Origin of the sequence: Roseobacter fucihabitans (assembly GCF_014337925.2) — a bacterium.
GTDB classification, from domain to species: Bacteria; Pseudomonadota; Alphaproteobacteria; order Rhodobacterales; family Rhodobacteraceae; genus Roseobacter; species Roseobacter fucihabitans.
Window position 1 is genome coordinate 2,930,037 of sequence record NZ_CP143423.1, and the last position, 24,555, is coordinate 2,954,591.

Annotated in this window: 25 protein-coding genes and 1 pseudogene; 11 read left to right on the forward strand and 15 right to left on the reverse strand. The window is 54.0% G+C overall.

Annotation, left to right across the window (positions count from 1 at the left end; genetic code table 11):
- Positions 1-54 precede the first annotated feature (54 nt).
- Both ROLI_RS14350 and ROLI_RS14355 read right to left on the reverse strand, forming a co-directional pair.
- Positions 55-960, reverse strand: coding sequence for a DMT family transporter (locus ROLI_RS14350; RefSeq protein WP_187429255.1), 906 nt, complete (start codon positions 958-960; stop codon positions 55-57).
- Between the two features lie 39 nt (positions 961-999).
- The gene (locus ROLI_RS14355) at positions 1,000-1,599 is read right to left on the reverse strand and encodes a LysE/ArgO family amino acid transporter (RefSeq protein WP_187429256.1); all 600 of its coding nucleotides are present in this window, start codon (positions 1,597-1,599) and stop codon (positions 1,000-1,002) included.
- A 90-nt stretch (positions 1,600-1,689) separates the two neighbouring features.
- On the opposite strand from ROLI_RS14355, the gene ROLI_RS14360 reads away from it, so the two are divergent.
- Both ROLI_RS14360 and ROLI_RS14365 read left to right on the forward strand, forming a co-directional pair.
- The gene (locus tag ROLI_RS14360) at positions 1,690-2,595 is read left to right on the forward strand and encodes a LysR family transcriptional regulator ArgP (protein ID WP_187429257.1); all 906 of its coding nucleotides are present in this window, start codon (positions 1,690-1,692) and stop codon (positions 2,593-2,595) included.
- Positions 2,596-2,683: 88 nt separating this feature from the next.
- Positions 2,684-2,941 (forward strand): hypothetical protein, encoded by a 258-nt coding sequence (locus ROLI_RS14365; protein WP_187429258.1) that lies wholly within the window; start codon positions 2,684-2,686, stop codon positions 2,939-2,941.
- A gap of 342 nt (positions 2,942-3,283) precedes the next feature.
- On the opposite strand, the gene ROLI_RS14370 is transcribed toward ROLI_RS14365, so the two are convergent.
- Positions 3,284-3,580, reverse strand: a complete 297-nt coding sequence (locus ROLI_RS14370) for a hypothetical protein (protein WP_222869437.1) — start codon at positions 3,578-3,580, stop codon at positions 3,284-3,286.
- Between the two features lie 133 nt (positions 3,581-3,713).
- On the opposite strand from ROLI_RS14370, the gene ROLI_RS14375 reads away from it, so the two are divergent.
- From ROLI_RS14375 to ROLI_RS14385, 3 genes are all read left to right on the forward strand, one after another.
- Positions 3,714-4,076 (forward strand): hypothetical protein, encoded by a 363-nt coding sequence (locus ROLI_RS14375; protein WP_187429260.1) that lies wholly within the window; start codon positions 3,714-3,716, stop codon positions 4,074-4,076.
- Positions 4,077-4,462: 386 nt separating this feature from the next.
- Positions 4,463-6,232, forward strand: coding sequence for an AAA family ATPase (locus ROLI_RS14380; RefSeq protein ID WP_338469165.1), 1,770 nt, complete (start codon positions 4,463-4,465; stop codon positions 6,230-6,232).
- A gap of 33 nt (positions 6,233-6,265) precedes the next feature.
- Positions 6,266-6,400, forward strand: coding sequence for a hypothetical protein (locus ROLI_RS14385; protein ID WP_338469166.1), 135 nt, complete (start codon positions 6,266-6,268; stop codon positions 6,398-6,400).
- A gap of 59 nt (positions 6,401-6,459) precedes the next feature.
- On the opposite strand, the gene xrtE is transcribed toward ROLI_RS14385, so the two are convergent.
- The 3 genes from xrtE to ROLI_RS14400 all read right to left on the reverse strand — a co-directional run bounded on the left by xrtE (position 6,460) and on the right by ROLI_RS14400 (position 11,542).
- Positions 6,460-8,136 (reverse strand): exosortase E/protease, VPEID-CTERM system, encoded by a 1,677-nt coding sequence (gene xrtE, locus ROLI_RS14390; RefSeq protein ID WP_338469167.1) that lies wholly within the window; start codon positions 8,134-8,136, stop codon positions 6,460-6,462.
- Between the two features lie 36 nt (positions 8,137-8,172).
- A complete protein-coding gene (locus ROLI_RS14395; RefSeq protein WP_187429699.1) occupies positions 8,173-8,367 on the reverse strand; it encodes a VPEID-CTERM sorting domain-containing protein in 195 nt (64 codons plus the stop codon).
- Between the two features lie 130 nt (positions 8,368-8,497).
- A complete protein-coding gene (locus tag ROLI_RS14400) occupies positions 8,498-11,542 on the reverse strand; it encodes an SdrD B-like domain-containing protein (RefSeq protein ID WP_187429698.1) in 3,045 nt (1,014 codons plus the stop codon).
- Between the two features lie 493 nt (positions 11,543-12,035).
- On the opposite strand from ROLI_RS14400, the pseudogene ROLI_RS14405 reads away from it, so the two are divergent.
- Positions 12,036-12,278: pseudogene (locus ROLI_RS14405) on the forward strand (transposase); the annotation flags it as partial.
- On the opposite strand, the gene ROLI_RS23980 reads toward ROLI_RS14405, so the two are convergent.
- The 6 genes from ROLI_RS23980 to ROLI_RS14435 form a co-directional block, all read right to left on the reverse strand.
- On the reverse strand, positions 12,160-12,588 hold the full coding sequence (locus ROLI_RS23980) for a type IV secretory system conjugative DNA transfer family protein (protein WP_405049027.1): 429 nt from the start codon (positions 12,586-12,588) through the stop codon (positions 12,160-12,162). The pseudogene ROLI_RS14405 and the gene ROLI_RS23980 sit on opposite strands and share 119 nt — an antisense overlap.
- A gap of 411 nt (positions 12,589-12,999) precedes the next feature.
- Positions 13,000-13,938 carry a hypothetical protein gene (locus ROLI_RS14415; RefSeq protein WP_187429697.1) on the reverse strand — a complete coding sequence of 313 codons (939 nt, stop codon included), beginning with the start codon at positions 13,936-13,938 and terminating at the stop codon, positions 13,000-13,002.
- Between the two features lie 96 nt (positions 13,939-14,034).
- Positions 14,035-14,271: a site-specific integrase gene (locus ROLI_RS14420; protein WP_262386471.1), complete on the reverse strand. Its 237-nt coding sequence runs from the start codon at positions 14,269-14,271 to the stop codon at positions 14,035-14,037.
- A 528-nt stretch (positions 14,272-14,799) separates the two neighbouring features.
- The gene (locus tag ROLI_RS14425) at positions 14,800-14,982 is read right to left on the reverse strand and encodes a hypothetical protein (RefSeq protein ID WP_187429696.1); all 183 of its coding nucleotides are present in this window, start codon (positions 14,980-14,982) and stop codon (positions 14,800-14,802) included.
- A 160-nt stretch (positions 14,983-15,142) separates the two neighbouring features.
- Positions 15,143-15,358, reverse strand: a complete 216-nt coding sequence (locus ROLI_RS14430) for a WGR domain-containing protein (protein ID WP_187429695.1) — start codon at positions 15,356-15,358, stop codon at positions 15,143-15,145.
- Between the two features lie 5 nt (positions 15,359-15,363).
- Positions 15,364-15,960: a site-specific integrase gene (locus ROLI_RS14435; RefSeq protein WP_262386470.1), complete on the reverse strand. Its 597-nt coding sequence runs from the start codon at positions 15,958-15,960 to the stop codon at positions 15,364-15,366.
- 336 nt (positions 15,961-16,296) lie between these two features.
- Here ROLI_RS14435 and ROLI_RS14440 point away from each other — a divergent pair, with 336 nt between their 5' ends.
- Both ROLI_RS14440 and ROLI_RS14445 read left to right on the forward strand, forming a co-directional pair.
- On the forward strand, positions 16,297-16,788 hold the full coding sequence (locus ROLI_RS14440) for a hypothetical protein (protein WP_222869474.1): 492 nt from the start codon (positions 16,297-16,299) through the stop codon (positions 16,786-16,788).
- Positions 16,785-17,147 carry a hypothetical protein gene (locus tag ROLI_RS14445; RefSeq protein WP_222869473.1) on the forward strand — a complete coding sequence of 121 codons (363 nt, stop codon included), beginning with the start codon at positions 16,785-16,787 and terminating at the stop codon, positions 17,145-17,147. The genes ROLI_RS14440 and ROLI_RS14445 overlap by 4 nt, the downstream gene beginning before the upstream one ends.
- 323 nt (positions 17,148-17,470) lie before the next feature.
- Here ROLI_RS14445 and ROLI_RS14450 read toward each other — a convergent pair whose 3' ends face one another.
- From ROLI_RS14450 to ROLI_RS14460, 3 genes are all read right to left on the reverse strand, one after another.
- Positions 17,471-19,540: a hypothetical protein gene (locus tag ROLI_RS14450; RefSeq protein ID WP_187429690.1), complete on the reverse strand. Its 2,070-nt coding sequence runs from the start codon at positions 19,538-19,540 to the stop codon at positions 17,471-17,473.
- A 257-nt stretch (positions 19,541-19,797) separates the two neighbouring features.
- Positions 19,798-20,076, reverse strand: a complete 279-nt coding sequence (locus tag ROLI_RS14455) for a chromosome partitioning protein ParB (RefSeq protein WP_187429689.1) — start codon at positions 20,074-20,076, stop codon at positions 19,798-19,800.
- Entirely contained in the window at positions 20,060-20,395 is a 336-nt protein-coding gene (locus ROLI_RS14460) for a hypothetical protein (protein WP_222869472.1), read from the reverse strand. The genes ROLI_RS14455 and ROLI_RS14460 overlap by 17 nt, the downstream gene beginning before the upstream one ends.
- 418 nt (positions 20,396-20,813) lie before the next feature.
- On the opposite strand from ROLI_RS14460, the gene ROLI_RS14465 reads away from it, so the two are divergent.
- The 3 genes from ROLI_RS14465 to ROLI_RS14475 are packed head-to-tail and all read left to right on the forward strand — an operon-like array spanning position 20,814 to position 24,507.
- Positions 20,814-21,329: a 2Fe-2S iron-sulfur cluster-binding protein gene (locus tag ROLI_RS14465; protein WP_187429687.1), complete on the forward strand. Its 516-nt coding sequence runs from the start codon at positions 20,814-20,816 to the stop codon at positions 21,327-21,329.
- Positions 21,326-22,312: a xanthine dehydrogenase family protein subunit M gene (locus ROLI_RS14470; protein WP_187429686.1), complete on the forward strand. Its 987-nt coding sequence runs from the start codon at positions 21,326-21,328 to the stop codon at positions 22,310-22,312. Before ROLI_RS14465 ends, ROLI_RS14470 begins: the two co-directional genes overlap by 4 nt.
- Positions 22,309-24,507 (forward strand): xanthine dehydrogenase family protein molybdopterin-binding subunit, encoded by a 2,199-nt coding sequence (locus tag ROLI_RS14475; RefSeq protein WP_187429685.1) that lies wholly within the window; start codon positions 22,309-22,311, stop codon positions 24,505-24,507. The genes ROLI_RS14470 and ROLI_RS14475 overlap by 4 nt, the downstream gene beginning before the upstream one ends.
- Positions 24,508-24,555 lie beyond the last annotated feature (48 nt).

Here is a 24,555-nt window from a genome sequence, read left to right on the forward strand (position 1 = left end):
GCGATCAAGGGGGTCAGCTAGCGGGTTTTTTATTGATCAGTCAATCAATAAAAATCATACCTTGGTTTCATGTACCAAGGGGGTGGTCTGGCCCCGTTTCAACACAGCCTCGCGCCAGGTGATGAAAACAACCGAGGCCAGGATCACCACGCCGCCCAAGACCACCCAGATATCAACGGCTTCATCAAAGAAGAGATACCCGAGTAAGACTGCCCAGACCAGTTGCGTGAAGGTCACGGGCTGCGTGACAGTCAACGGGGCAGCGGCAAAGGCCAGTGTCATCGTATAATGCCCCGCCACCGCGAAACAGGCCACGCCGAAGAGTAAAACCAGATCCCCAAAACTCGGCGTCACCCAGACCGCGATGGCAAAGGGGGCCAGCACAATTGTGACGAATATCGACAACATCGCCACCACGACGGAGGGTTTGACCTCATCCGCCATGACCTTGGCTGTCAGGTAAGAGCCGCCAAAAACGACCGCCGCGCCCAGCATGGCCACATGGCCGCTGCTGATTTCGCGAAACCCCGGACGCAGGATGATCAACGCGCCGATCAGCGCCACAACCACCGCCAGGATACGGCGAAACGCCAGTTTTTCGCCCAGAAACAGCGCCGCCCCAATGGTCACATAGACCGGTGCGAGGTAATTCATCGCCGTTACGTCCGCGATGGGGATGCGCACCATCGCGTAAAACCACAGCATCACGCCGCAGCCATGCACAACCCCGCGCAGCGTGAAAAACCCCCATTGCCGCCTTGTCAGATGCGCCGCGCGCAACGATCCGAGCACCGGGAGCAGAAACACCAGCCCGAGCAGATAGCGCAGAAAAGCCATCTCAACCGGGGGCAAACGCGGCCCGATATATTTCACCAAGGCGGTTACGGCGACGAAACACAGGCCCGTCATCAGCATCCAGAAGATGCCGGCAATCGGGCGGGAAGGCGTGCGGGTGACCATACGCCATAGACAGCGCGTTTTATGCCGGACCGCAAGGGGTCATACCCATAATAACCCCGCGGCGATGGCCCACATCGTCAGCGCGATCAGCCCGTCGAGGATACGCCAGCTTACGGGCCGCGCAAACAACGGGGCAAGGATACGCGCACCATACCCGAGGGCGAAAAAGAAGCTGATGCTGGCCAGAACCGCACCTGCGCCAAAAATATGCCGGTCCTCATATTGCGCGGAAACAGAGCCGATCAACACGAAGGTATCGAGATAAACATGCGGATTCAGCCAGGTCAGCGCCGAAAGCGTCAGCAGCGTGGGCATGAGGGGCTTGCCGCCCTGCCCCTGCGCGTGCAGGGCATGCCCGCCCACCCAGGCCGCACGCGCATTGCGCCAGCCATACCACAACAGGAAGGCCGCACCACCGTAGCGCATAACCGCTTCGAACCAGGGCAATTTCTGAGCCAAAGCGCCAAAACCCGCCACACCGCCCATGATCAGAACCGCATCAGACAGACCGCAGGTCAGGCAGACCCAAAACACATGTTCACGCCGCAACCCCTGGCGCAGAACAAAGGCGTTTTGCGCACCGATGGCCAGAATGAGCGACAGGCTCAGCAGAAATCCGGGAAGAAAGGCGTCAAACATGCAGAGGTTCCTTAGTCGTGATCTGCGTTGACTAATTGCCGCTCCCGGATTAATCAAATTAAGAAAGCTAAGCTGGGTTTAGCCAGATTAATGTCGATTGACCCCCATCAACTGGCCGCGCTCGCGGCAATCGTACGCCATGGCAGCTTTGACGCTGCTGCGGCACATCTGCACGTGACCCCTTCGGCAATTTCACAGCGCATCAAGGCTTTGGAAGAACAAATGGGCACGGCTTTGATTTATCGTGCGCACCCCTGCCGCCCCACGGCATCCGGGACCAGGCTCGCGCGCCATGCCGATGATGTCGCATTGCTGGAATCGCACGTCCTGAGCGATATCGCCCCCGCTGCGCGAACGTCCGCGCCCCGCGTCCGGGTCGCTGTAAACGCTGACAGCCTCGCGACATGGTTCATCACTGCGCTGGCCGATGCGCCGGGCATGCTGTTTGAACTGGTGATTGACGATCAGGATACCTCCTGGGACTGGCTCTTGCGCGGCGCGGTCAGCGCGGCACTCACCGGACAAGCGACGGCGGTTTCGGGTTGTAATTGCCAGGCGCTGGGGGCCTTGCGCTACGTGGCGACCGCCAGCCCCGATTTCATGGCGCGTTGGTTCAGTTCGGGCGTCACGGCGGAGCATCTGAAGCATGCGCCACTGCTGACATTCAACGCCAAGGACCGGCTGCAACACCGCTGGATGACCCAGATCACGGGTGAAAAGCTCTCCCCCCCCGCGCATCAGCTGCGCTCGACACAGGCTTTCATTGACGCGACCCTTGCGGGGCTGGGATGGGGGCTCAACCCCTTGCCCTTGGTCCAACATCACCTGCAGCGCGGCACACTTGTGCCGGTGATTGACGATGAGCCATTGGATGTGAGCCTTTATTGGCAAACGAGCCGATTGATGTCCGCCGCATTGGACCCTTTGACGCGGGCCGTAAAAACCGCCGCAAGACAGCATCTTGTTAACACGCCTCACGCAACTGTGACCCCGTAGGATACATCACGGAAATCTGATCCGTGATAATTGGCGTATCCCTATTTGTCCCCCATATAATGAAGAGAGTAAAAAGGATGCGATTCAAATGTTAAATAATCTGCACAGTCTGGACCTGACGGCCGATGACATCGAGATGATCGAGTCTGCCCTCCACACGCAGAAAAAAATCCTGGCCGTTCAAAGCGAAGCGGGTGGGAGCGGCGCGCAGAAACGGTTGACGGATTTGCAACATCTGATGAAACGCATCAACCGAAACGCAAAGCGCAAACCCGCGGCACAAATGCAAAGCTGGTCGCATTTTTTCCGCATGTTTTTTTGCACGGAATGCAAACAGACGCGATAGGCAAACCGACGCCAGGGACAACGGATGGGCGCGGCAAGGCGTGACTTTCCATCGCGCGTCACTTGCCGGAAAAGCCGCTGAGGAATTGGAAACCGCGTCTGGTATTGCAAACCGCACCCTTGCGTCTTTGGAACTGTCCTGGAAAATGGATATTGGTCATCCGGTCTTCATGGATACACGCCTCGCAGTACGCGCCGAATGCCCCCCCGGCTACATACGCACAAATTCGTCCCCGAAAATCCAAAGAGTAAGGCTTGCCCATAATCCACCTCCCAAAGAAAGTGAATCGGACAAATGACATCTTGTGAATCCCCGTTCAATTCACATCAAACGCAAAACGCTTTAAACCGCCTGCAACGGGGTCGTTTCCAGAACGGCTAATATGTCTTCCTCAATGATATTCGCCTGCTCTAGGGAAGACGAGAAGAGACGGGAATACAGCCCATCGTCAAACGTCAGAACCGCGCCTCCATCGGAGAACTGACGGGTCTTTTGCTTAACCTCTATCAATTTATTATGGTGGCAAGCCATAAAGACGGCAAAACGGTAGACGTACTCGCGACTAAAAATCTCTTTGTATCTTTTTCGAACGCCCCGTTTGGCTGTGATGAAGGTTTTTAGATATTTCTGCTTTAACATGGTAAGTTCGTCTTGCGCCGCAGTGGCGAGCAAGGATTCGAACTGATCAGGATTGCTTGAAATATCCGGCCTTATATATCAAACGCACCAACAACATATCTTATAAAAAAGGCTACGAATCCATAATGCGAGCATGCAAAACACGATACACGGACTTATCAAAAAGCGTGGCGAGCACAAGGTCGCGCAGAAGGCCGCTGATGCCCTCAAGACCGATCTGGACGCCATAGACCGCGCGCTGGTGCTGTGTAATTATCAGGACGACCCCAAAGCCATAGCCCCATGCGGGAAGTACAAGCAGCTATTCGGGCGCAATGAGTTGAAGCTGACAATCATCGACATACTGCGGCAGTCGCCTGCGGATGATGAAGCAATAGCGCCGGGTATCATGGACGCTAGACGCCACTGCCTTTCAGATCATGACTTCTGCGTTTGTACATCGCTTTTCCTGAGCTTCGCTTGGCGGCCTCGCCCATTGTCTGAGCTTAGTTTCTAAATCAGTCACCGATAATTCTTTAAAATCTATTACTTGGATGTCAGCATTCAAGCGCGGGTTTTCAAGGCGTCGTCCAGCCAGATGTTTTCAGCAGGAAATTTCAGAATTGTTGCGGGAATTGGTGCGCAATCCCGCAACAATCGAACCTCGTTAAATTTTACCGTTTAAATTCAAATTATTACGATGAAATATGGTGCACCGGAGGGGAACAACCTAGAATCCTCCGAGTGCGCTTTGGTTCTTGAAGAATTAGAGAACTGGAGTGAGGTTCTCAAGTCTGGGCCGGAAGTTATCCACACGTTAGCTGCCTTTGCCGATGCAGCGTCAGCTGATGCGGATGGGCATAAATTAGCGCCTCTTGCGACTGATCTGCCGGAGCTTGAACCATGAGCGCTGGTGTCGACAGAGAGGCTGGACAGGCAACGGTGGGCTTTAATGAAGTTGCTGCTGTCGCTGCAACGACAGGCAATCGTCGTGATCGCTCGCCCCTTACCTTGCGGCTCACGCCAGAAGAGCGTCAACGGCTAGAAGAATTGGCAGCGGGCATGACGTTGAGCGCCTATGTGCGCGCTTGTATGTTTGGGGCCGAGGCGGCGAAGCGCAAGCGGCGGCCAAAGGACGTGGTTGAGGATAAGAAGGCCGCAGCGGAGGCACTGGCCCTGCTGGGGCAATCGCGGATTGCGAGCAATCTCAACCAGCTTGCCTATGCCCTCGCCCGGGGCAATCGGCGGGGGCTTGTCGCGGTTGATGCCGATGGCAAGGTCTGGTCGCTATCACGGTGGTGTGGCGTCAAGCCAAGGGCGCTGGCGCAGAAGATCACAGACATTGAGCAATTGCCTGCGGTGGATGCGGCGCGGGCGTTGGCACAGGCATTGCCCGCGCAGGCTCCCCGACCTCAAACCGATTCAAAGATCAAAGTGCTTGCCGCGTTGGTCGCGCAGCAACGTGGCGAACGGGCCGACCTTGTTTCGCAGCAAAAGCTGGATGAAGCCACGCGGGTGGCGCAGCAGCCCAAGGGGTTGCAGATCGCTTTCATGAAAATGACGGGGCGCTTTGACGCCCATGTCGACCGCTGTGCGCGGCAAGCGGCTGCGACGCAGGCAGCGGCGCAACTGGCACAACAGGATTTGATTGATCGCCACCTTACCGAGCGCCGGGCACTCATGCCCGCACCTGCTCATAAGCCCACGCAGCAACGTCTGGAGATCAAGGCCGAGCCAACAGGGCTGACAAGAGAGCGTTTGATTGCACACCCAACACTGATTTTAGACGAGCTGTCCAAAACACGTGCGGCTTTTACGCGGACGGACACGTTGCGCGCGCTGTCGCAGTGGATCGACGATCCGCAGACCTTGAGCAAACTTGCCGACGGGGCACTAAAGTCATCCGAGGCCGTTCGCCTGTCGAGCGACAAACACCCTGTCTATACGACGATTGACTATCAAAAAGCCGAGACACAATTGCATCAATCTGCGGCTGCACTCCGTGCAGACAAGACGTCTCCGGTGATGTCATCGCACATTACCACTGCTTTAGCAGCCAAGACCCGAGAAATGCGCCGTGCTTTTGGCTGGGCGCTTAGCGCAGAGCAAGAGGCCGCTGTTCGTCATGTGACCGGGCCAGAACGGCTCGCCAATGTGGAAGGCCTCGCAGGTGCGGGCAAAAGCACCATGCTGGAAACCGCAACCGATGCCTGGCGCAAAAAAGGCGTCACCGTTCACGGCGCGGCCCTCGCTGGCAAAGCAGCGGATGGATTGCAGGAGGCCTCTGGCATCCAAAGCCGCACACTCGCGTCTTTGGAATTGTCATGGGAGAACGGACAACCGCACAAAGGAGACCATTCCATGTCTGATGACACCAAAGCCACTCACCGTCCCGAAGAGACCCTGCGCGAAGGGACCCTCAAAGCAGCCATCTGGCGCAACGAGGGCGAAAAAGGTGCCTACCATTCCGTGACCGTGGCCCGCACCTACAAGGACGGCGACGGCAATCTGCAGGACACTCAAAACTTCCGCCCCAAGGACATGCTGGGCCTGTCTGAGCTCGCCCGGCAGGCGCATCACACAGTGCATGAGCGGGATCGCGAGATGTTCAAAGAGCAACGCCGCGAGGGACAGGGAAAGGCCCAATCCCGTAACCGGGGACAAAGTCGGTAGCTAGGGGCGGCAGACCGCCTCGCGCCCAAAGTCATGGCCCTTATCAAAGAAGGCCGTTCTTACCGATGGATCGCACGTGATCTGGGCATCTCAAAAAATACCGTTTTCGATATCGCAAAAAGAAACCAAAATTCCTTAGCGCAGGATTCCGCCCCTATCCGTAACTGACCCCTATGTTGGGGTACCTGGATCGGCGCTGGAACGGCCCGTTGATCCTTTGAGAGGCATCAGATGATCGCTAGATTGCCGGTGATCAGCGCCACAGAGTAAACTAAAGCATTGGCGGCGGCATGGGCAAGAATGGCATCTACCACCGAGCCGCGTCTGGACATGACCCACGAGAAGATGAGGCCAGCTGCAAATGCCTCGGCCCAACGGTCATGGAGCGCTGCAAAGAGGGCAGCAGTGATCACCGCCGCCAGAACACGCCACCCCGCGCCGGTACCAAGACGCAGGCGATTTTCAAGGTAGCCTCTGAAAAACAGCTCTTCGATCACCGGCACAAGAACGATCGTCCCGATGCCACGAAGGACGAACCACCCCAGCAACAGGCCGCCCGTCAGGCTCCCATAGGGTGCCGCATCGGATGGGGGAACTGGAATGACGACCCACATGATCCCGATGGCCAGACCTGCGGCAAAGGCTACGCCATCCACATGCCAGCTCAGACGCCGATAGACCTGCAGGAACAAGATCAGGGCAGCTGCCATCGCCAACACTCGCAATGGATAGACCACACCGGGACTGTTGGAAAAAACCTGTGCAAGAAGCGCGCTGAACATGAAGACAACAAAAGGCAGGATATGGGCAACGATTGGGTCGTCCAGAAAGGCCGGTTGCGCTTGGGGGGCATTTCCATACGTTTGGGACTGTGATCCTGCTTTTTGGAATGCGGGGAATGTCTGAGCCAATGCGATAATGCCCAGAGCGACAAGCGTGAACATCAGCCAGCCAGCGTGAGAGTGGAAACCGCCCACGGCGAGTTCCGGGTTTCCTTCCAGTCCGATAATCAACAGGATCGCGATCCGCAGCACATTAAAGGCAGCGGAGGCGGCAAGCCCGGCTGGGAACAGTATCAGGGCCCATGGAAACCGCAGATCCGCCCGGAAAAGCAACAGATACAGAGACACAAAGACGGTGACGAGCACAAAGCCCTCGATGCCCGAGCATTGCGGGGCGACATTGATGTAGAAATCACCCGATCCGATGACCTTGGTTCCGGGAGGCGTATCAACTTGATACCCTAAGGCGCGGACAACGAAAGCAACCGCGTCAAAGGTGATCTGTGAGATCGCGTCAAGATTATGCCACAACGGGCGGATCTGGATGGCAAGCGTTGGAGCGGCGGCGGCGGCGACCAGCATCGGGATCAGCGTTAGACCATATTCTTTCAGAAACCGATGCCAGCGCAGGTGCGTCGCGAGGTAGAGTGCCAGGCCTGTCAGCAGCAGCCCCATGCCGAGACTCCAGAAAACGAAGGCGGGAACGATAACCTCGGTGCCGGCCCCGTCTTGCAGAAAACTGACCGGGATCAGCGCGACCAAGACGCCCAGAAGGTTGATACCCAGCGGCCAGATTCGATCTCCAGCATGGCTGAAAAGGATACCAAGTGACGCAGGACGGAGCATGCTGAACAGGAACAGACCGGCCAGCATGCAATAAAGCGCGACCAATGTCCCACTGGCATTTGCGCAGGCGCGCGGTGGCCAGTTCTCCAGGCAATTGAATGAGATACTGTGTTTGAAGATAAGTCCGATCGCCATCAACTCGATTACCAATAATAAACCGGCGACGATCAGTGGACCGCGGCGGGCACGCATAGATGATGGCGGAGAGTCAGCTGCAATCATGGTACAATCAAGCTCGTTAATACAAAGACCTACAAAGGAAGCAGGCCCGCCCATTCAAATGGGCGGGCCTGCTAATTTCAGTCGTCCAGTTTAAGCCGCGCGACGGCGACGTTCCCAAGCGATCAGCACAACGGCAGCTACAGCGGCCAGAGCTGCGGTGCCTTCCAGTGCGCTGATTTCAGGGACAGGTGTCGCCTGCCCACCGAAGTCACCGGGATTTCCGTTTGCCATAGCCATACCAGCCATCGCAATTAGCGCTGATGCTGAGAAAAGTACCGTTTTCATAATGGTTCTCCTTGTCGAACACGTATCATCGTTAAACTGTCTGGACTTAATAGCTTGGTTCAGACAGCCAGCGGAAAACCCGCCTGCCGCATGATGCCCAATTCTTAGGCACCAGCAATTTCGTTAGCCTTTAGCACAAGCAATCAAAAGTCTCAAAATCAATTCCGATGATGAAAGGCTGTGAATTTTCAGGGGTCTCAGGATTGGGTTCGATAATGACGCCCACCTTGTCGTCGATACCCGCAACGAAGTTCTCTCCATTCAAAGCCGCATCAGCCAGAATAGCTTGCGTATCTCCCAAATCACCGAAGACCGAATTGGCTGCAAATGCGATGGCACTGTCAAAATTATCCGTTAACTCCCAGATCGCAAACTGGACTTCCCAACCGTTGAACTGGCTCTCATCTTCATAGCATTGCGCGATGATGTAATTAACGAGGTCCAGGTTGTCCTCTGCATCCTGGCCATTGAACGCGCTGGTCTGGTTTGCGTTAAACACACCCAAGCCAGCAGCGGACTGAGCACCAAAGACGTCCGCACCCAAAACCGGCGCATCATCAAAAGTGACACCTGCATTTGCTGGATCAAGGAAGCTGAGACAATACGCATCGAAGATTTGACCGTCAAACCGCGCATCGCCACTGTCCACAATTTTGATGTCAAAGCCGCCATCTGTGTTTGGTGTGGCGTTAAGCCCTGAAGTGATCTGGTAAGAGGCCGAAGTTGGTATGCTGGCATAAAGCGACTCTACTGAATTCGCATCACCGCAGAACGTCACGCCTATGCTGGCTGTCACGCTGCCGCCATCGCTGTCCTCTACTGTGACGGTATAATCGCGCACGGCTTCCTGGCCGATATCGAGACTGGCAAATTCGGTCTCACCGTTGAAGATGAACTCATCATCTACCGTCAAAGAGACTTCCACGCCATCTAGCACAATCGCCGGACCACCCGCCGTTATGGCTTGCCCTTCGATCATCGTGATCCCCACCGACGTGCTGTCGCTGTCCGCGAAGTTGTCGGAGAAATTAACAACGATGTCCTCGTCCGCACAGCCTTTGCCCTGATCGTCCGTTGCCGTCGGATCGTCGTTCGGTTCAAAGACACCGGCGTCATTGTCGGGGGTGTCCTGTCCGGCCAGAACCACGATCCCCTCGATCTGGGATGCACCGCCGCCCAGATCGCTGGCATCGCTGTCAATTTCGTCAGATACGTTTCCGTCTACGTTCTGGGTGGTCAGTTCCTTGCCGGAGACGGCATCCGTGAAAACAACCGCATAAGTGGCGGCCACCAGACCCGCGAAGGCATAGTTGCCCTGCGCATCCGTAGTAGCGGTTCGCGGGGCACCGTTGGCATCCAGGACCGGATTGCCATTTGCGTCCAGAAGTGCCACAGCGACCCCCTGGATCCCGTTGTCGGCACCGTCATTGTCCAGACCATCCTTATCGTCATCGCAGAAATAGCGACCAGACAGAGACCCGAGCAGGGCCTGCACGCCGACATCGACATCTTTCGTCTCTTCGTTCGCAACAACCGTCACCGCGTCAGTCATGCCATTGGTTGGATTGGCGTCGCTGTCGATGGTGTCATCAGAACCGACATCCTGAGCGATGAATTCCTTGTCATCGGTGGCCTCGAACATGACCTTGTAGTCACCCGCAGCAAGGTTATCGAAACGGTAGTTACCTTCCGCATCGGTCAGAATCGCGGCGACGGGATTGCCGTCGATGTCCAGAGCCGGCGTGCCATCGGCATTCAGAAGAGTAACGGTCTTGCCCGCCACGTCCTTGTCGCCGTTCGCGGCACCGTCGTCCACACCGTCCCGGTCCTCGTCACAGAAATACGTACCCGACAGAGCGCCCGGTTGCTTTTCACAGACGCCAAGATCCACATCGACAGTGCCATTGGCCGTTACGGTCACAACGCCGGACATGCCGTCTGCATTCACATCGCTATCGATGGTGTCATCAGACCCAGCGTCCTGGATGGTGAATTCCGTACCGTCAGGAGCAACGCCCATGATAGTGTAATCGCCAACCGGCACGTCATCAAAGCTGTAGTTACCATCGGCGTCGGTCAAGGTGGTGATGGCATTGCCGTCCGCGTCCAGAACCGCGTTACCGTCGGCATCCAGCAGCTTGATCACAACGCCCTGCTTGGTTGGCTCGGATGTTGTGGTTTCAATGACCTGACGCAGTTCGATATCATCCAGACCAGCGCCAATATAGCTCTGGCTCAGGGATTTGAAATCGAAGCGGTTACTCCCAGCGCTCAGATCCAACTGGATCTCAACGGTTTCCTGACCAGCGGCCACAAATGTCTCGACGAGTTGGCCATTAACAAAAAGTTGGAATTTATTGTCCTGATCCACGGTGCCGCGACGCGATACATCGAACGTCAGGCAATATGTGCCTGCCTCGGCCACGTTCACCTGCTGGCAGATGACAACGCCGCATTCCAGTTCGGCAATTGCATCGCCTGTCGCATTGCCGTGACCGTAATCCTGTTCCAGCACCTGAACCTTTTGCGAACCGATGTCATACCAGCCGCTGCCCAAGCCACCCCAGGTAAAACCGGCATCGTGCAGGCTGTTGTCCTCGAAATCACCATTCACAATCAGGTTTTCACCCTTTGAGATAGTGGTTTCACCTTCGTTCAGACCATCACAATTGATGTCGCAGAACACTGTGCCCGAGATCGAGCCGGTTTCAATCTTGTCGCCGGCATCCAAGCATTTGTAGTCGATCCAGTTTGAGGTCACATTGCAGGTTGAATGAACCGTCAATTGCGTCCCGGCAGGCGGGGTGCCGTAACCGGAGCCGGTGAAAAAGGTAAAGTAGTCGGCCCCATCACCTTCCTGTTCGATTTCGATCATCACGTACCAGTTGCCGTTCTGATCATGCACCCAGTGGTAACTCTCGGCGTAGATCTGGCCGCCATTACCCAGTTCATCGCCGTTTTCACCCATGATTGTCGCCTGCTGACCATAGTAGTCATTGGCCTTTTCGTTCGTGCAGTTGTCGCCGCTGAGGAAGGGATCATTGTCATGTACCGTGATACAGGTTGTCGCGGTGGCCGGCATGGTGAAGACATCTCCACATCCGAGGTTTGTATCACCTCCGCTCAGCAGATCGGCTTCCGCAAAGGCGGTGAATTCGTAGTTCTGGTATGTCATCTGATGTCTCCCAACGGTACTAATTAAGGCAAAGCCTCTTCAAAAAAATTCGAATCCAGCCCTACTGCTGGCACAATGACGCGTAAAATAAAGCTACTTGAGCGATGCATCCCGCCCGATACGGACTCAGAAAGTACGGGTCGGCAGACGGATACCAAACAAAGCGATCGCTTTTACAAAGCTCGATGCAACTTTGATGCTATAAATAAGGTCAAACTCCCACAATATTCAACGGCACATTTATTCGAGGTCACTTTAGTAAATTTTTCCAGAAATGGTAACGAAATATCAACTCTTTGTGCTTTTTCCTTAATTTTCAACCAATGCGGGTTTTATGGTCTGAAAATTTGCAAAAGTTCTCGCAGGGATGGAATTTGGAAAGTATCATAACGCGGGGCGCAACTACGCTGTCATTTTGACGTGCCCGGCGTGGACCTGTCGCGGTTTGATGCCGCTCCTTTGATAGCATTTACTGCACCAAAGGAGACGGGCTATGGGACTGAAACGGACGGACGAATTCCGCCAAGATGCAATGCGTATCGCATTGACCAGTGGGCTGACGCGCAAGCAGGTGGCTGGCGATCTGGGTGTCGGGATGTCGACGCTGAACAAATGGATCACCGCGCACCGAGATACAGACGTGGTGTCGAAAGAGGATTTGAGCCTCGCTCAAGAGAATGATCGACTTCGACGGGAGAACCGACTCCTGAAGGAGAAGAGGGAGATCTTAAAAAAGGCCACCCAGTGGCGCTCAGAGGGGCCGCAGGAGCCCCGGAGAGGGCAGAGGAGCACGGGCCTTTTGTGGCCCCGGCGTCCCGTGCGATGTCCTGGAGAGCCTGAGAGACGAGGAGACGCAGCCAGCGGCTGTAGGCATCCATCCGGTTGGGCGGCAGCACGAGGAACACCGAGGTGATCCGGTGGCGCAGGTCGGCGAAGTGGAAATCGGATCGGGACATGGCCTGCACGATGCGCGGACTGTCCAGAAAGTGCGTGTGGCGTTGCGCGTTCGACAGGACCGACGCGGCTTCCCGGTCCGCCTTGCCCAGGAAGCGGTTGTCCGTCTAATTTTTGAGTTGTCAGCACTTATTCAAAACTGGAACCGCAACAGAGGGCGCAAGTCGACTCTGAATGTTATGGCGGGTTAGGAAAGCGAATTGACTTTGTCTTTTGCTTCCGTGGAACTGCCGCGTATAGACATGAAAGCCCGTTGTTCGCGCCTTCTTGCTCGCTCTTCTATGTGAGATACCGCTGAAATATATTCAGCGCTCTCAGGCATACAACAACGAGGATTTTCTCGAACTACTCGACCACAGACTCAACTTCGCAAGAGGGTCAAGGCGACCCTAAGCTGCATGCCATATTAACGAAAAGCGCCTTTCGCTTCATCATTGCCGATGGGCGGTGTTGCTTGATACATGTACAGAGCGCTTAACCCATCCTTGAGCGATAGTTCTGGTTTAGGAACTGCACCGCCAGAACCTGACCCCGTCTACTGTTCGCTCAGGTGCTGTCGGTATATTGTCACACCATTCGGTCGTATTGCGAATGTATCCGCCGTAGCGCAGTTTGCTCTTTTTCGCATTAAGAGCCTGTTCGGCGTCAGGTTTGCTATCAAAATAGGTCACCGTGCGTCGCCACGATCGGATGAGGAACACTTCAGTCGATCCAAACCCCTCCGTCCCGGCCAATACATTTCGTGCAGCTTTGACTTCGTGGAGCGCCCCGGCATCAGATTGATCGGCACCCGACACCAAAATCCATGGGCCAGGAGAGCCCGTTGCCGTGGGAACAGAGGGCGGGCCGGTCGATGGGGGATCGATTGTTTCCACATCTTCCTCGGGCGCGCCCGAACACATCTCTTGTTCCAATTGGCTTTTATCTTGCGCCATATGACGGAGAAGGCACATGATCTCGTCCGATAAATAGCCCGGCACTGCAGGATAGCGATCCAAAATTGCTGCGAATTCACCTTGTCGAATTTGGGCTTCTTCAACATGCATCTCATCCAAAAAGAAACTTCCGCTACCGGTAGCGGCTAATTGTACTGAGCCAACCCCGACACGCGAAAAATTCGAACACAGAATAAATCGTTGAAACTTCCCTACAAAGTCGGACGGAGACACCTCCTGACGAGTTACTTCCATCAACGAGAAATACCTGTGGCGTATCTGGTCGGAATCGCCCGAATTTGGCGATTTCGGCCCTACCTGTGGGCGACAAACGAACTGGTGATGTGCTTTCTGGCGTTCAGCATAGTCCCCCTGCCCAAGCCAAGCTGATCCCCAATAGCGGCCTTGTGACCACACGATTGTTAAGGTCAAAAGGAAGATAAGAAAGACCGCCAAGTAGGCAACTACATACTTCAAAAGCAGTTCAGGGCGTTGATACAGCGACATAATCCGAACTTTCTAAACCAGAAATTAAGTCTCTAGACGACTATTAATGAACGCTTGAATGGCACATGTGTCTAACCCTTTACCTTAAGCAATACTTCACCAGAAGCCTACTGTTTGAAGATATTTCTTAATTTTGCCTCCGATAGAAACTCTTGGCTCACGTAGCCGAATGGCATCCTTGCGCTTCTTCAAAGACCGGATCGTCACCGTGCCCCCTGACAGATCAATCCGCGCTGGCGTGATCTCGATCAGCTCGGACGGGCGGCGGCCGGTGAAGTGTAGCGTTTCGATAAGTGTTCTGTCACGGGCAGATCGCTTGCGGGCCTCGACCAAGACGGCATCGCGTTATCCGCCGAAAGCTGCTTCTAGCACTGGCCACAGCATGCCTGCACAGGGTCAATCACTTGATCAACAACCCGATGGTCCTAGTCTCACGCATGATTTCAACGCTAGATCAATGGATGGTGGTCGCGATGACGGGTACGAACGATAATCAAATTTGATAAGGTTCATTATGTTGTTTATATTCTGCACGCCTTGAGGATCTGATCTAATAGCCTGTTGCAATGCAAATAGCAGCTTCGATATGTGACGACAGGCTATGAAGAACAGTATGCGGAAGTTCAAATCCTCCAATCTATCCAGCATGCGCTGACGTCAGGCACCAGAACTGGTCTTCTAGGATTCGCGCCTACCGATATTCCGTAAGGGCCAATTTGCCCATAAATGCTAATCGTGGTCATCTTTTCATTTCGTCAATAAGTAGCGGATTAAGTATCTTAACCGCCCCGTTCTTTTGCTCATCACTCAATAGAACGTTGTAAAAAAACGTGTAAACAACAGGAAACAACGCGCCGCAGATCAGATAGAAAAAGTAAGAAGAACCGAAACCACCATAAGTGCAGAACGAAAGAGCAATAGAAAATCGCTCTCATCTGGGTACGAGCTGGTAGCAGACAAACGAGTAATCAACACAATCCCAACAGCACCCGAAAGAAAAATGACGCCTTTGATGGCGTTCCGAATGGCGACTTTAAGTTTCATTTCATCGTAATCCCACAATTTCCGCCAAGCTGCGTAATCCCGACCCTGCGGAAAAACCGAGCTGCGCGCGGCGAAGTATATTCAATGACTTAGCCTGCTTAAAACTTTGTAGCGCAAGATCGTTATTGTGCTCAGGTTTGCGCAACAAGACTGCCCTGCCCTACTCATAGCCCCGCTTGGCCTTCTGCATGTGCAGCTCGAACCGCGCATCTTTCGCGTCGGCCTCGCTGTCGAACCAGTCTGTCCGCACCCGCCCTGAAGAGCCAATACGTCCCCATTCACGGATCAAACCCCAGTCGCCAAAGAGGCCGCGCACAATCTGAATCCGGTAGTATCGGTACAGGTTTGCGCCCTCATTTGTTCGCGTCAGATGCATGTCCCCTACCCCCACATTCTCGATGCGATGTCCTGTTCTTCTTTGCCCACAGCATCGGCATAGATCGCGGTCGTGCTGAGCTGGGCGTGGCCCATCCACTTTTGCAGCATGTGCAGTGGAATGCTGTTCACCGTGGCGTTGATCCCGAACCCGTGGCGCAATCCTTTGGGGCTGCGATGCGGCGCATCTGTGATCCCAGCCTCGATCATGAGGCGCTTGACGATCTGCCAAATCCGCACGCGGCTGAGCGGCCAGATCGGCGCGGCAGCCAGCTTGCGCGACTTCTGCGCCTCGCGAATACCGTGCGCCGTGTTAAGCGTATCCAGGTAATCGGGCGGCACAGGCACGGTGCGATAGACGATCTTTTGCGCCCCAGAGGCGTCCTTGCGCTTCTTGAGAGACCGCAGGGCAACCGTGCCGCCTGACAGATCAATCCGGGCTGGCGTGATCTCGATCAGCTCAGAGGGCCGACAGCCGGTGAAGTGCAGCGTTTCACATAACGTGCGATCCCGCGCGGGCTGTTTACGCGCCACATCGAGGAAGGCTGCGCGCTCTTCTGCGTTCAGATAGAGGCGGTTGCCGTGACTGTCATGGAGGCTCATTTCACTCATATTTAACATTTTATCCGAAAACCGTTAAACCATGAAGAGGAAATTACGCTCATATGTGACTTATCCACGTTGACGGAGGCGGCTGCGTTTAACAGAATGGGGTATTGTGTTAAATCGTCGTCAAAGGGGAGGCCAGCAGTGAGTCTGTTGCCAAGCACTTGGACGGGCCGAAGCTGTTTCTCAACAACGTCGAACCCTATGTCTACCTGACAGCAATTCTGGAAACCATCACCGCGACCACCCAAGCGCACGGATCGAAGAACTCACGCCGTGAAAATTTGACAAACAGAGCTGAAACCGCTTACAAAAATTCGGATGGATGACAAGGTGAATTCGAATATTTGGGGTAAAAAATTTGCCTCATTATGTGGGTTACTTGCACTGTTTGGATGCAGCAATCAGACAGAATTGTTTTTCAACACTGCGCTGATCAAGAAAACGCCGCAGGGTGACACGATGATGTTTTCGGTGTCGGAGCTAGTTCCATCCGAAACAGCGCACATTTGTAGTTTAGGCGCGTATTTTAACGCAGAAAGTGCAGCCGATCTCGGGGTGAGCGACTTGTCAATTTCCATGTTAAAAAAGGTCGATATTTTCCCAATACCGGAAGGTGCAGGATATTTCGTCTATTTTGATCGGGATGGAAAATTGCTCCAATCTGACGTCATTGCCAGAGAAGTAGGCGATATTCGTTGGCGAAGGTCAGAAGACGGTATCCCTTGGCGATGCTTAGATGTGCAGGAAGCATCCATTCGCGCAAGTGCCCACCGGAACTACCATCAGGTCAGCCTAGAACCTCTTAAAATGAAGGAAAATTGAAGTCTTTGCGACTTATCCCTGTTGACGCAGGGGCTGTGCTTAACACTATGGCTCATACCGTTAAATTGCCATCAATTGGCGTGCCTGAAAAACTCAGTCAGCTGACGGTCTTGGTACAGGTGGAAATTAGAATGAAACAATCGCGTATTACCTTGAGGCAGTACCTTCGTGAAGAGATAAGGGAATTACTGGCAGTATTTTTTGGCTGGCTATTGTTTTTAGCGATGAAGTTTTTTCCCGAAATCGGTCCAGACCTTTTTCAGAATCCGGGTATTGTGGATTTTGCTATTTTTGTTTTGCCAATCCTGACGATTGTTGAAAAGTGTCATAAATTTAGAAACCGAAATGCAGACAGGTAAATATTACCGATGCTGTTGCTGTCGGTTAAAAGTGTTAGGCTTGGTCATTCGTTCGCGTATAGCGAAGTGGTGCTTCATCTGCAGTCCCGCGATTTAACACTTTTAGTAATTGTGTTAAATACCTGAGCACCTGGATAGAAGTTGTGTTTTTTGCACGCGCTTCCGACGCCAACTACATCAGAGGCTTAGCGCCTGCATTTGACATCTCGCCACCGCACAAACGTCCAACAGTAGTTCTGTTGGGCGTTTGTGTATGATGGCGACCAAATTGTCGATATGCTTCGTACCCTCCGACGGGTCACTCACACGTTAGGCCTTTTGGATCAGGTGGCCTTTGTGCAGGTGCTCTTGGTCTTGCGGCGCCATATATAACCAAAGGCAAACAAACCCTTAGCCAGCATCGGCAATCCGGCTGGAAGAGGGACCGCTGACACCGGCGTGTCGCTCTGTGCGAAGCTGACCACGCCGGAGATAAAATCGATCAAGAAGGCTGAAGAATCGGGCACCCCGGCCACCGAAAAGTTGATCAGCTCGGGCGTGTCAAATATTGAAGCTGACCCGGCCACTTTGAAAAGGTCAAACACATCATCCGTCGAAGGTAAAAACTCATCCAAAAAAGAGATCGAGATGTCGAGCCCGTTTGGTGTCAAAAGACTGCCTGATACGAACAATTGGTCAAACAGTCCCGCTTCGTTGCCGGCAATCTCAAACTCAAGAAGACCCGACGTTACCGTCAGATTACCATCAATATCCAACCGGCCTGGCGACGCACCGGGCGCAATCGTGCCGCCTTGCAGATTGACATCTGCAACGATGGTGCCTCCGTCGCCGGAGATGCGTCCCCCTTGGTCCACGTCAATTTGGCCCTTCAGAAACCCACCAAAGAATTCAAAGTCCTGACCGACGGTAACAATGCCGCCGTCTGACACAATCAATTCACCTTTTGAATTCGGCGATTCGGTATCGCTGAAACCAAAGCCTAAACTTGGATTGTGCCCGCCGATATCAATGGACGAGGCCACGTTCAGCAGTCCGTTCTTACCAACTTCGACAATGCCGTTTCCCGGCTCAATCTGACGTGCGCTGCCCGACACAATATAGCTTTCCCCGATTTGTAATTGCCCGCCAGATCCGAAAATCGCTTCAGAAACCTCGTCTTCGAAAACAAAAACCTCACCGTCGAATTCGTCAGTGAATTCCTTCGTAATCAAGGGGTCCAGCAAGTTGAGGGATGACAGCAGGCCTGAATCGGTGCCTCCAAAATCACCGATGCGCACGATACCGGTTCCAGCAGCGCCTACGCCAACAGGACCGAAGCCATTTGCTACATTTACCGTGCCACCGGCTGACACATCAAGACGCGCAACGGGTTTGTCGGTTAAAGCATTGATGTCCTCTGCGGCGGCAAGGTCACGATGCAAACCAACAAACAGGTTCCCGGTTTCCAATTCCGATCCTGCCCCCTCTACAGACACTCTGGAGCCAAAATCAATGCGGGTGGTCCCAAAATCGGCATAAAGATCATCGTCTTCAAAGCCGAATTCCCGTAATTGATCATACTCCGCTAAATTCACTGGTGTGTTTCTTTCTCCCAGAAACTCAAGGTTCTGCGCTGTCACTTTGCCGCTATCGCGTATCCGCAGATGGCCCGTGCCATCCGTGACGGAGTTTCCGATACTGATATCTCCAGAAAAGGCCGACGAACCGGCGCCTGTGACCGTGACAACCCCGTTAAATGCGTCTGGGCCGTTTATATCAACAGATTGCGGTAGCCCATTCACAGTATATTTGCCGACCACTTCACCGATGCGCATAAACCCGCGGTTGTCAGTTGTTTCATCAATATCCGGTCCGATTTGTAGCGAGCCGCCCTCTTTGATCGTGATCGTACCAACGCCGCCGTTTCTGTTTTCCCGTGAGAACTCAAAATCCCGAATGTCTTCGTTGCCAAAATCAAGTTCTATGATTTCCGGAAACGCGCTACCGATAAACGCATTCTCGCCAATCTCAACTCTTGCTTCGGGGCCCGTCACGATCAACTCACCAGTTGCTCCATTGTATCCCACGACTGGCAACGCGCCAGCAGCAGTGCCGATCGCGAGGTTCCCGCTGGTACTTATTTCCGTTTGCCCGACGGTTTGCACGCCCCCAAGAGCAAAATCGTTAAAAATGGTTCTGTCGGAATTCACTTCAATCGTTGCATCACGAAAGAACTGAAACACTTGATTCACAATGATTGAGTTGCCTGCAACCACGTTGTCGGACAGATTGATTGAGTTCTCTTCCAGATCTAACGGGAAAGCGCCGTTGCCTGCGACGATGACGTCGGCACTCGCTGCAGTTGAAATGGCTGCCGTTGAAAGTAAACAACAAATTACACTTTGGTATTTCATGAAAGAACCCTTAATCAATAGTTAAAACTGTCGATAATTGACGACCTGACAGACTTCAATACGTTCTGCGCATCAAAGTTAAGGTGCCATTTTCCACAGGCTAAAAAGTATAACAATCGCGCTCAGAGGGACCAAAAGCCATCAATTAGCAACTGATCCACTTGATCCAAGGAAATTCATCCCAATGGCTGGCTTCATCCGATAGTATCGAGCAACGTTCCTGTCAGGATCATGTTTTCGAGATGAACTTTCATCACCTATGACGACTCTTGATAGGTTTCCCACATCTGTTCGATGAGCTGTCCTTGGGTGATACCAAGGCGTTCAGCTTCACTTGCTATAGCCTCTTCCACCTTAGGAAAAACCTTTGGATGCAACTGATAGGTCCTTGGACTTGGTTTCCGCCCAGGCATTTTCCTTGGTGTGCGGTCAACAAAGCCGCGAGCCTCACCCACTTCATCAACCTTACGCACCTCTGCTGGGCCTGTGTCTTTTGGCCGGGCCGTGAGGCCTGCTAATCTATTTGAGCCGCTCATATACCGCCTCCGCAAATGCCTGAGCGTTTAGGAGAGCCTTATCCACCTTACCGCCAGTCACAATTTCTGGGTTGTTCAGCATCAAAGTAAGATCACCGCCGTAGGCAAAAAGTTCCGAAAACGCCGCGCGGGCCACGAGGGACGGTTCAATCATATCAATCCCTGCCCCACGCAATTGGTTCTCAAGTTCTTTTTGTACCCGGCTTTTTACTGCTGCGCTTGTCTTGGTCAGGACCACTGCATGTTTAATTGTCCGGCTCAGCGCCTCTTCTTCTTCTCTAACAAGAGCCAAAGCCTCTGAACCGATCTCAGCATCCAAGGCGGTCGGCTGCATTGGGACAATTACAAGATCAGCTTGCGAAATCGCACGGCTTAAGACCTGCGACGGCTCATTTCTGGGGAGGATAAGATCATAAGACGATTCTTCGTGCTAAAGCGATCCCGTCTGGAAGACGGGGGTTTAGACCAATAAGTGGATACTAAAAACGCATGGCTGTTCATCGGTCTGATATATGACCCCTCCACCCTCTCCAGCGATGCTCCCGTCACAGCAAGTGGGACATTTCTACTTTGCGCAGAGGCGGACGTTTTAACCTGGTGGCAACATAAATGAATGTGCCGCCTCACTTAACGGAAGGCATGCAAGCGCGGAACCTTCTTGGCACCCAAACGTTTGCCACTATTGAACCCTAAATTCAAAGCTTCGCTTCATAGAAAATTAGAAGAAAGACGCCGCAATGACCTACAGAACGACCCTCTCGATCAATGGCAAAACGCACAGTGTGAACGTTGATAGTCGCACCACTTTATTAGACCTTTTGCGGCACAACCTGGACCTGACAGGAACCAAAAAGGGCTGCGACCATGGCCAGTGCGGCGCGTGCACAATTCTGGTTAACGGACAACGCATCAATTCCTGTCTGACCTTGGCGTGCATGCACGACGGCGACGAAATCACTACCATCGAAGGTTTGGGTACTCCTGACGAAATGTCAGCATTGCAAAAGGCGTTCATCAAGCATGATGGGTTCCAATGCGGTTATTGCACTGCCGGTCAGATATGTTCTGCGACTGCGATGCTGGAGGAAGCCAAGGCGGGGTGGCCTTCCAACGTTTCGGCTTCGCTGCAAGGGGACATGGCCCTGTCGGATGCGGAAATCTCGGAGCGGATGAGTGGCAATCTGTGTCGGTGTTCCGCGTACACAGGGATCGTTATTTCAATCAAGGATGCCGCGCAGGAGACCAACCAATGAAGTCTTTTGAGTATCAGCGTGCAGGGTCAGCTTCCGAGGCAACGAAGGCCGCGTCAAATCACGGAGCCGCAATTATCGCTGGCGGCACCAACCTGATTGATTTGATGAAGCTTGAGGTAATGTCACCGGCGACATTAGTGGACATTAACAGGTTAGACCTGCACGAGATCACTTTGGCCGATGATGGCGGCATGCGGATTGGCGCGCTGGTTACAAATAGCGATCTTGCGGCACACGACCACGTGAGGCGTGATTACGAGGTATTGTCCCGCGCGCTGCTTGCCGGTGCATCCGGGCAGTTGAGAAACAAGGCCACTACCGGTGGAAATTTGCTTCAACGGACGCGGTGCGCTTACTTTTATGACACCGCCATGCCCTGTAACAAGCGCCAACCAGGCAGCGGCTGCCAAGCCCGTAACGGGTTCAACCGTATTCTTGCGATCCTCGGGACGAGCGACCATTGCATCGCGACCCATCCGTCCGACATGGCCGTGGCAATGATGGCTTTGGATGCCGTGGTCGAGGTCGAAGAGGCCAGCGGTGAAACCCGCAGCATTGGCCTGGATGACCTATACAAGCTGCCCGGAACGACGCCCGATGTTGAAACTATGCTTAAGGCGGGCGATTTGATCACAGCTATTACGTTGCCTGCACCTAAGGAGGGTCTGCACATTTACCGCAAGGTTCGTGACCGTGCATCTTATGCGTTTGCGCTTGTTTCTATCGCTGCCGTCGTGCGGATGGAAGGAGGCAAGATCGCCGATGTCGCGTTGGCATTCGGGGGCCTAGCACCCAAACCGTGGCGAAACTTTTCGGTCGAAGACGTGCTGATTGGGCAGACGCCATCAGATGCGCTGTTTGATCAGGCCGCAGATATCTTGCTGGCTGAGGCGACTGGATACGGCGCAAATGACTTCAAAATCCCATTGACTCGTCGCACGCTCAAAGCGGTTCTAAAGAACGCCACGGAGGTAAGTAAATGAACGCACGTCATAAAATGGACAGCCAGTCAGAGGATGTTTTGGCTGAAATGGCACAAGGCGTTATAGGAACTGGTGCACCGCGCCTTGATGGACCTGTAAAAGTTACGGGCCAAGCAAAATATGCAGCCGAGATCGGGGATGGCTCCGAGGCGGTCGGCGTTTTTGTACGTGCAACAATCGCCAAGGGCCGCGTGGCCTCCATTGACAAGGTTTCAGCGCTGGCCATGCCGGGTGTTTTGTCTGTGATTACCGATGAGCGGCTGTTGCGAAACCCGGCGCAGGGCACCGCAAACGAGGCACCCGTTCAAGGCGCTTCAGAAGTCGCTTACTTCGGCCAACCTATTGCTTTGGTCGTCGCGGATGGTTTTGAGCAGGCACGCCACGCCGCACAGAATATTACTGTAAACTATCATTCCGAAGACGCGGTGACCGACCCACTTGATGGGACTGCACAGATTGAATTGCCAGATGCGAAACAAACTGCGCAAGGCGATGTCAGTACCGCGATGGCGCAGGCCGCTTTCAGTGTTGACAAGACTTACACCACGCCCTCTCAGAACAGCGCCGCGATGGAACCGCATGCGTCGATTGCGCAGTGGGCGGGAGACAAGTTGACACTGCATGGTTCTTACCAGATGTTGAAATATAACCGCAACGAACTGGCAGATGCGTTGGGTATTGAACCAAAGAATGTGCGCATTCTGGCGCCTTACGTGGGGGGCGGATTTGGTTCTAAACTGGGGTTGGCACCCGAGGCTGTTGCGGCGGCCATCGCAGCGAAAGAATTGAACCGACCTGTGCGGGTCGTCATGACCCGCCCACAAGTCTTCGAGGCGACGATCAGGCGGAGTTCGACACTGCAGCGCTTGAGATTGGCTGCTGACATAGACGGCAATTTAACGGCGATAGGTCACGATGCGACAGTATCGAACTTACCGGGCGAGGGGTTCAGTGAGCCTGTCGCATTGGCCACCCATTTTCTTTACGCTGGCAAGAACCGCGCATACGCGCACCGCATCGCACGTGTTCACCGGACCTGTGCGGGTTCCATGCGTGCACCGGGTGAAGCCATCGGCATGCTGGCGCTTGAAAACGCGATGGATGAATTAGCGCACAACTCGGGCATTGATCCGGTTGAGTTGCGTCTGCGCAATATCCCCGAAAAGCATCCCGAAAACGACAAGGATTTTTCGTCGCGCAGATTTGCTGATTGCCTGGCGCTAGGCGCGGAAAAATTTGGTTGGTCTGCCCGTAGCGCGACGCCCGGTCAGGTGCGCGATGGCGAGTGGCTGATCGGTATGGGTATGTCATCGGCGGCACGTGGCAACATCCTGTCAGATGCAAAAGCCCGCGTGACTTTGCATGCTGATGCGACCGTCACCGTTGAAACGGATATGACCGATATTGGCACTGGCACCTATACTATCCTCGGCCAGATTGCGGCCGAGATGCTTGGCCTGCCATTGGAAAGCGTGACCGTGAAACTGGGTGATACTGACTTTCCGGCGGCTGCTGGTTCTGGTGGTTCATGGGGTGCGAGCTCGGTCGGGTCCGCTGTGTTTTTGGCGTGTCAAAGCTTGCGCAAAGACATCGCCCAGATGGTGGACGCTGCTCCCGCTGACATCACTTTGAAGGATGGTGTTGTTACTACCGGCAATGTTCAGAAATCCCTAGCTGAGACTCTGACTGTCGATTTTACCGCAGTTGGCCAGATTGAGCCCGGTGACACCAGCAGCGCTGTGGAGCAAGCGGGTTTTGGCGCTCATTTTGCAGAGGTTGCAGTGAATGTTGTGACAGGTGAAACACGTGTGCGTCGGATGCTTGGTGTCTTCTCGGCGGGGCGTATCCTAAATGAACGGACGGCCCGTTCACAGTGCTACGGCGGTATGATCTTTGGCATTGGTGCGGCGCTGACCGAAGAATTGGTACACGACCACCGCGACGGGCATATCGTGAACCACAATCTGGCCGAATACCACATTCCGGTGAATTTGGACGTGCCGCAGTTGGACGTTGTGTTTCTTGAAGAGCGCGACAGTTGGGCCAACCCAATCCAGTCCAAGGGTGTCGGGGAATTGGGCATTTCAGGCGCTGGCGCAGCAATCACCAACGCCATCTTCAATGCGTCTGGCGTGCGAGTACGTGACTACCCGGCAACGCTGGATAAGATATTGCCGGAATTACCGGGCGCGTAAATTTGCATTGCGGGATCGAGGTTGGCCGATCCCGCAAGATTTTAAAGG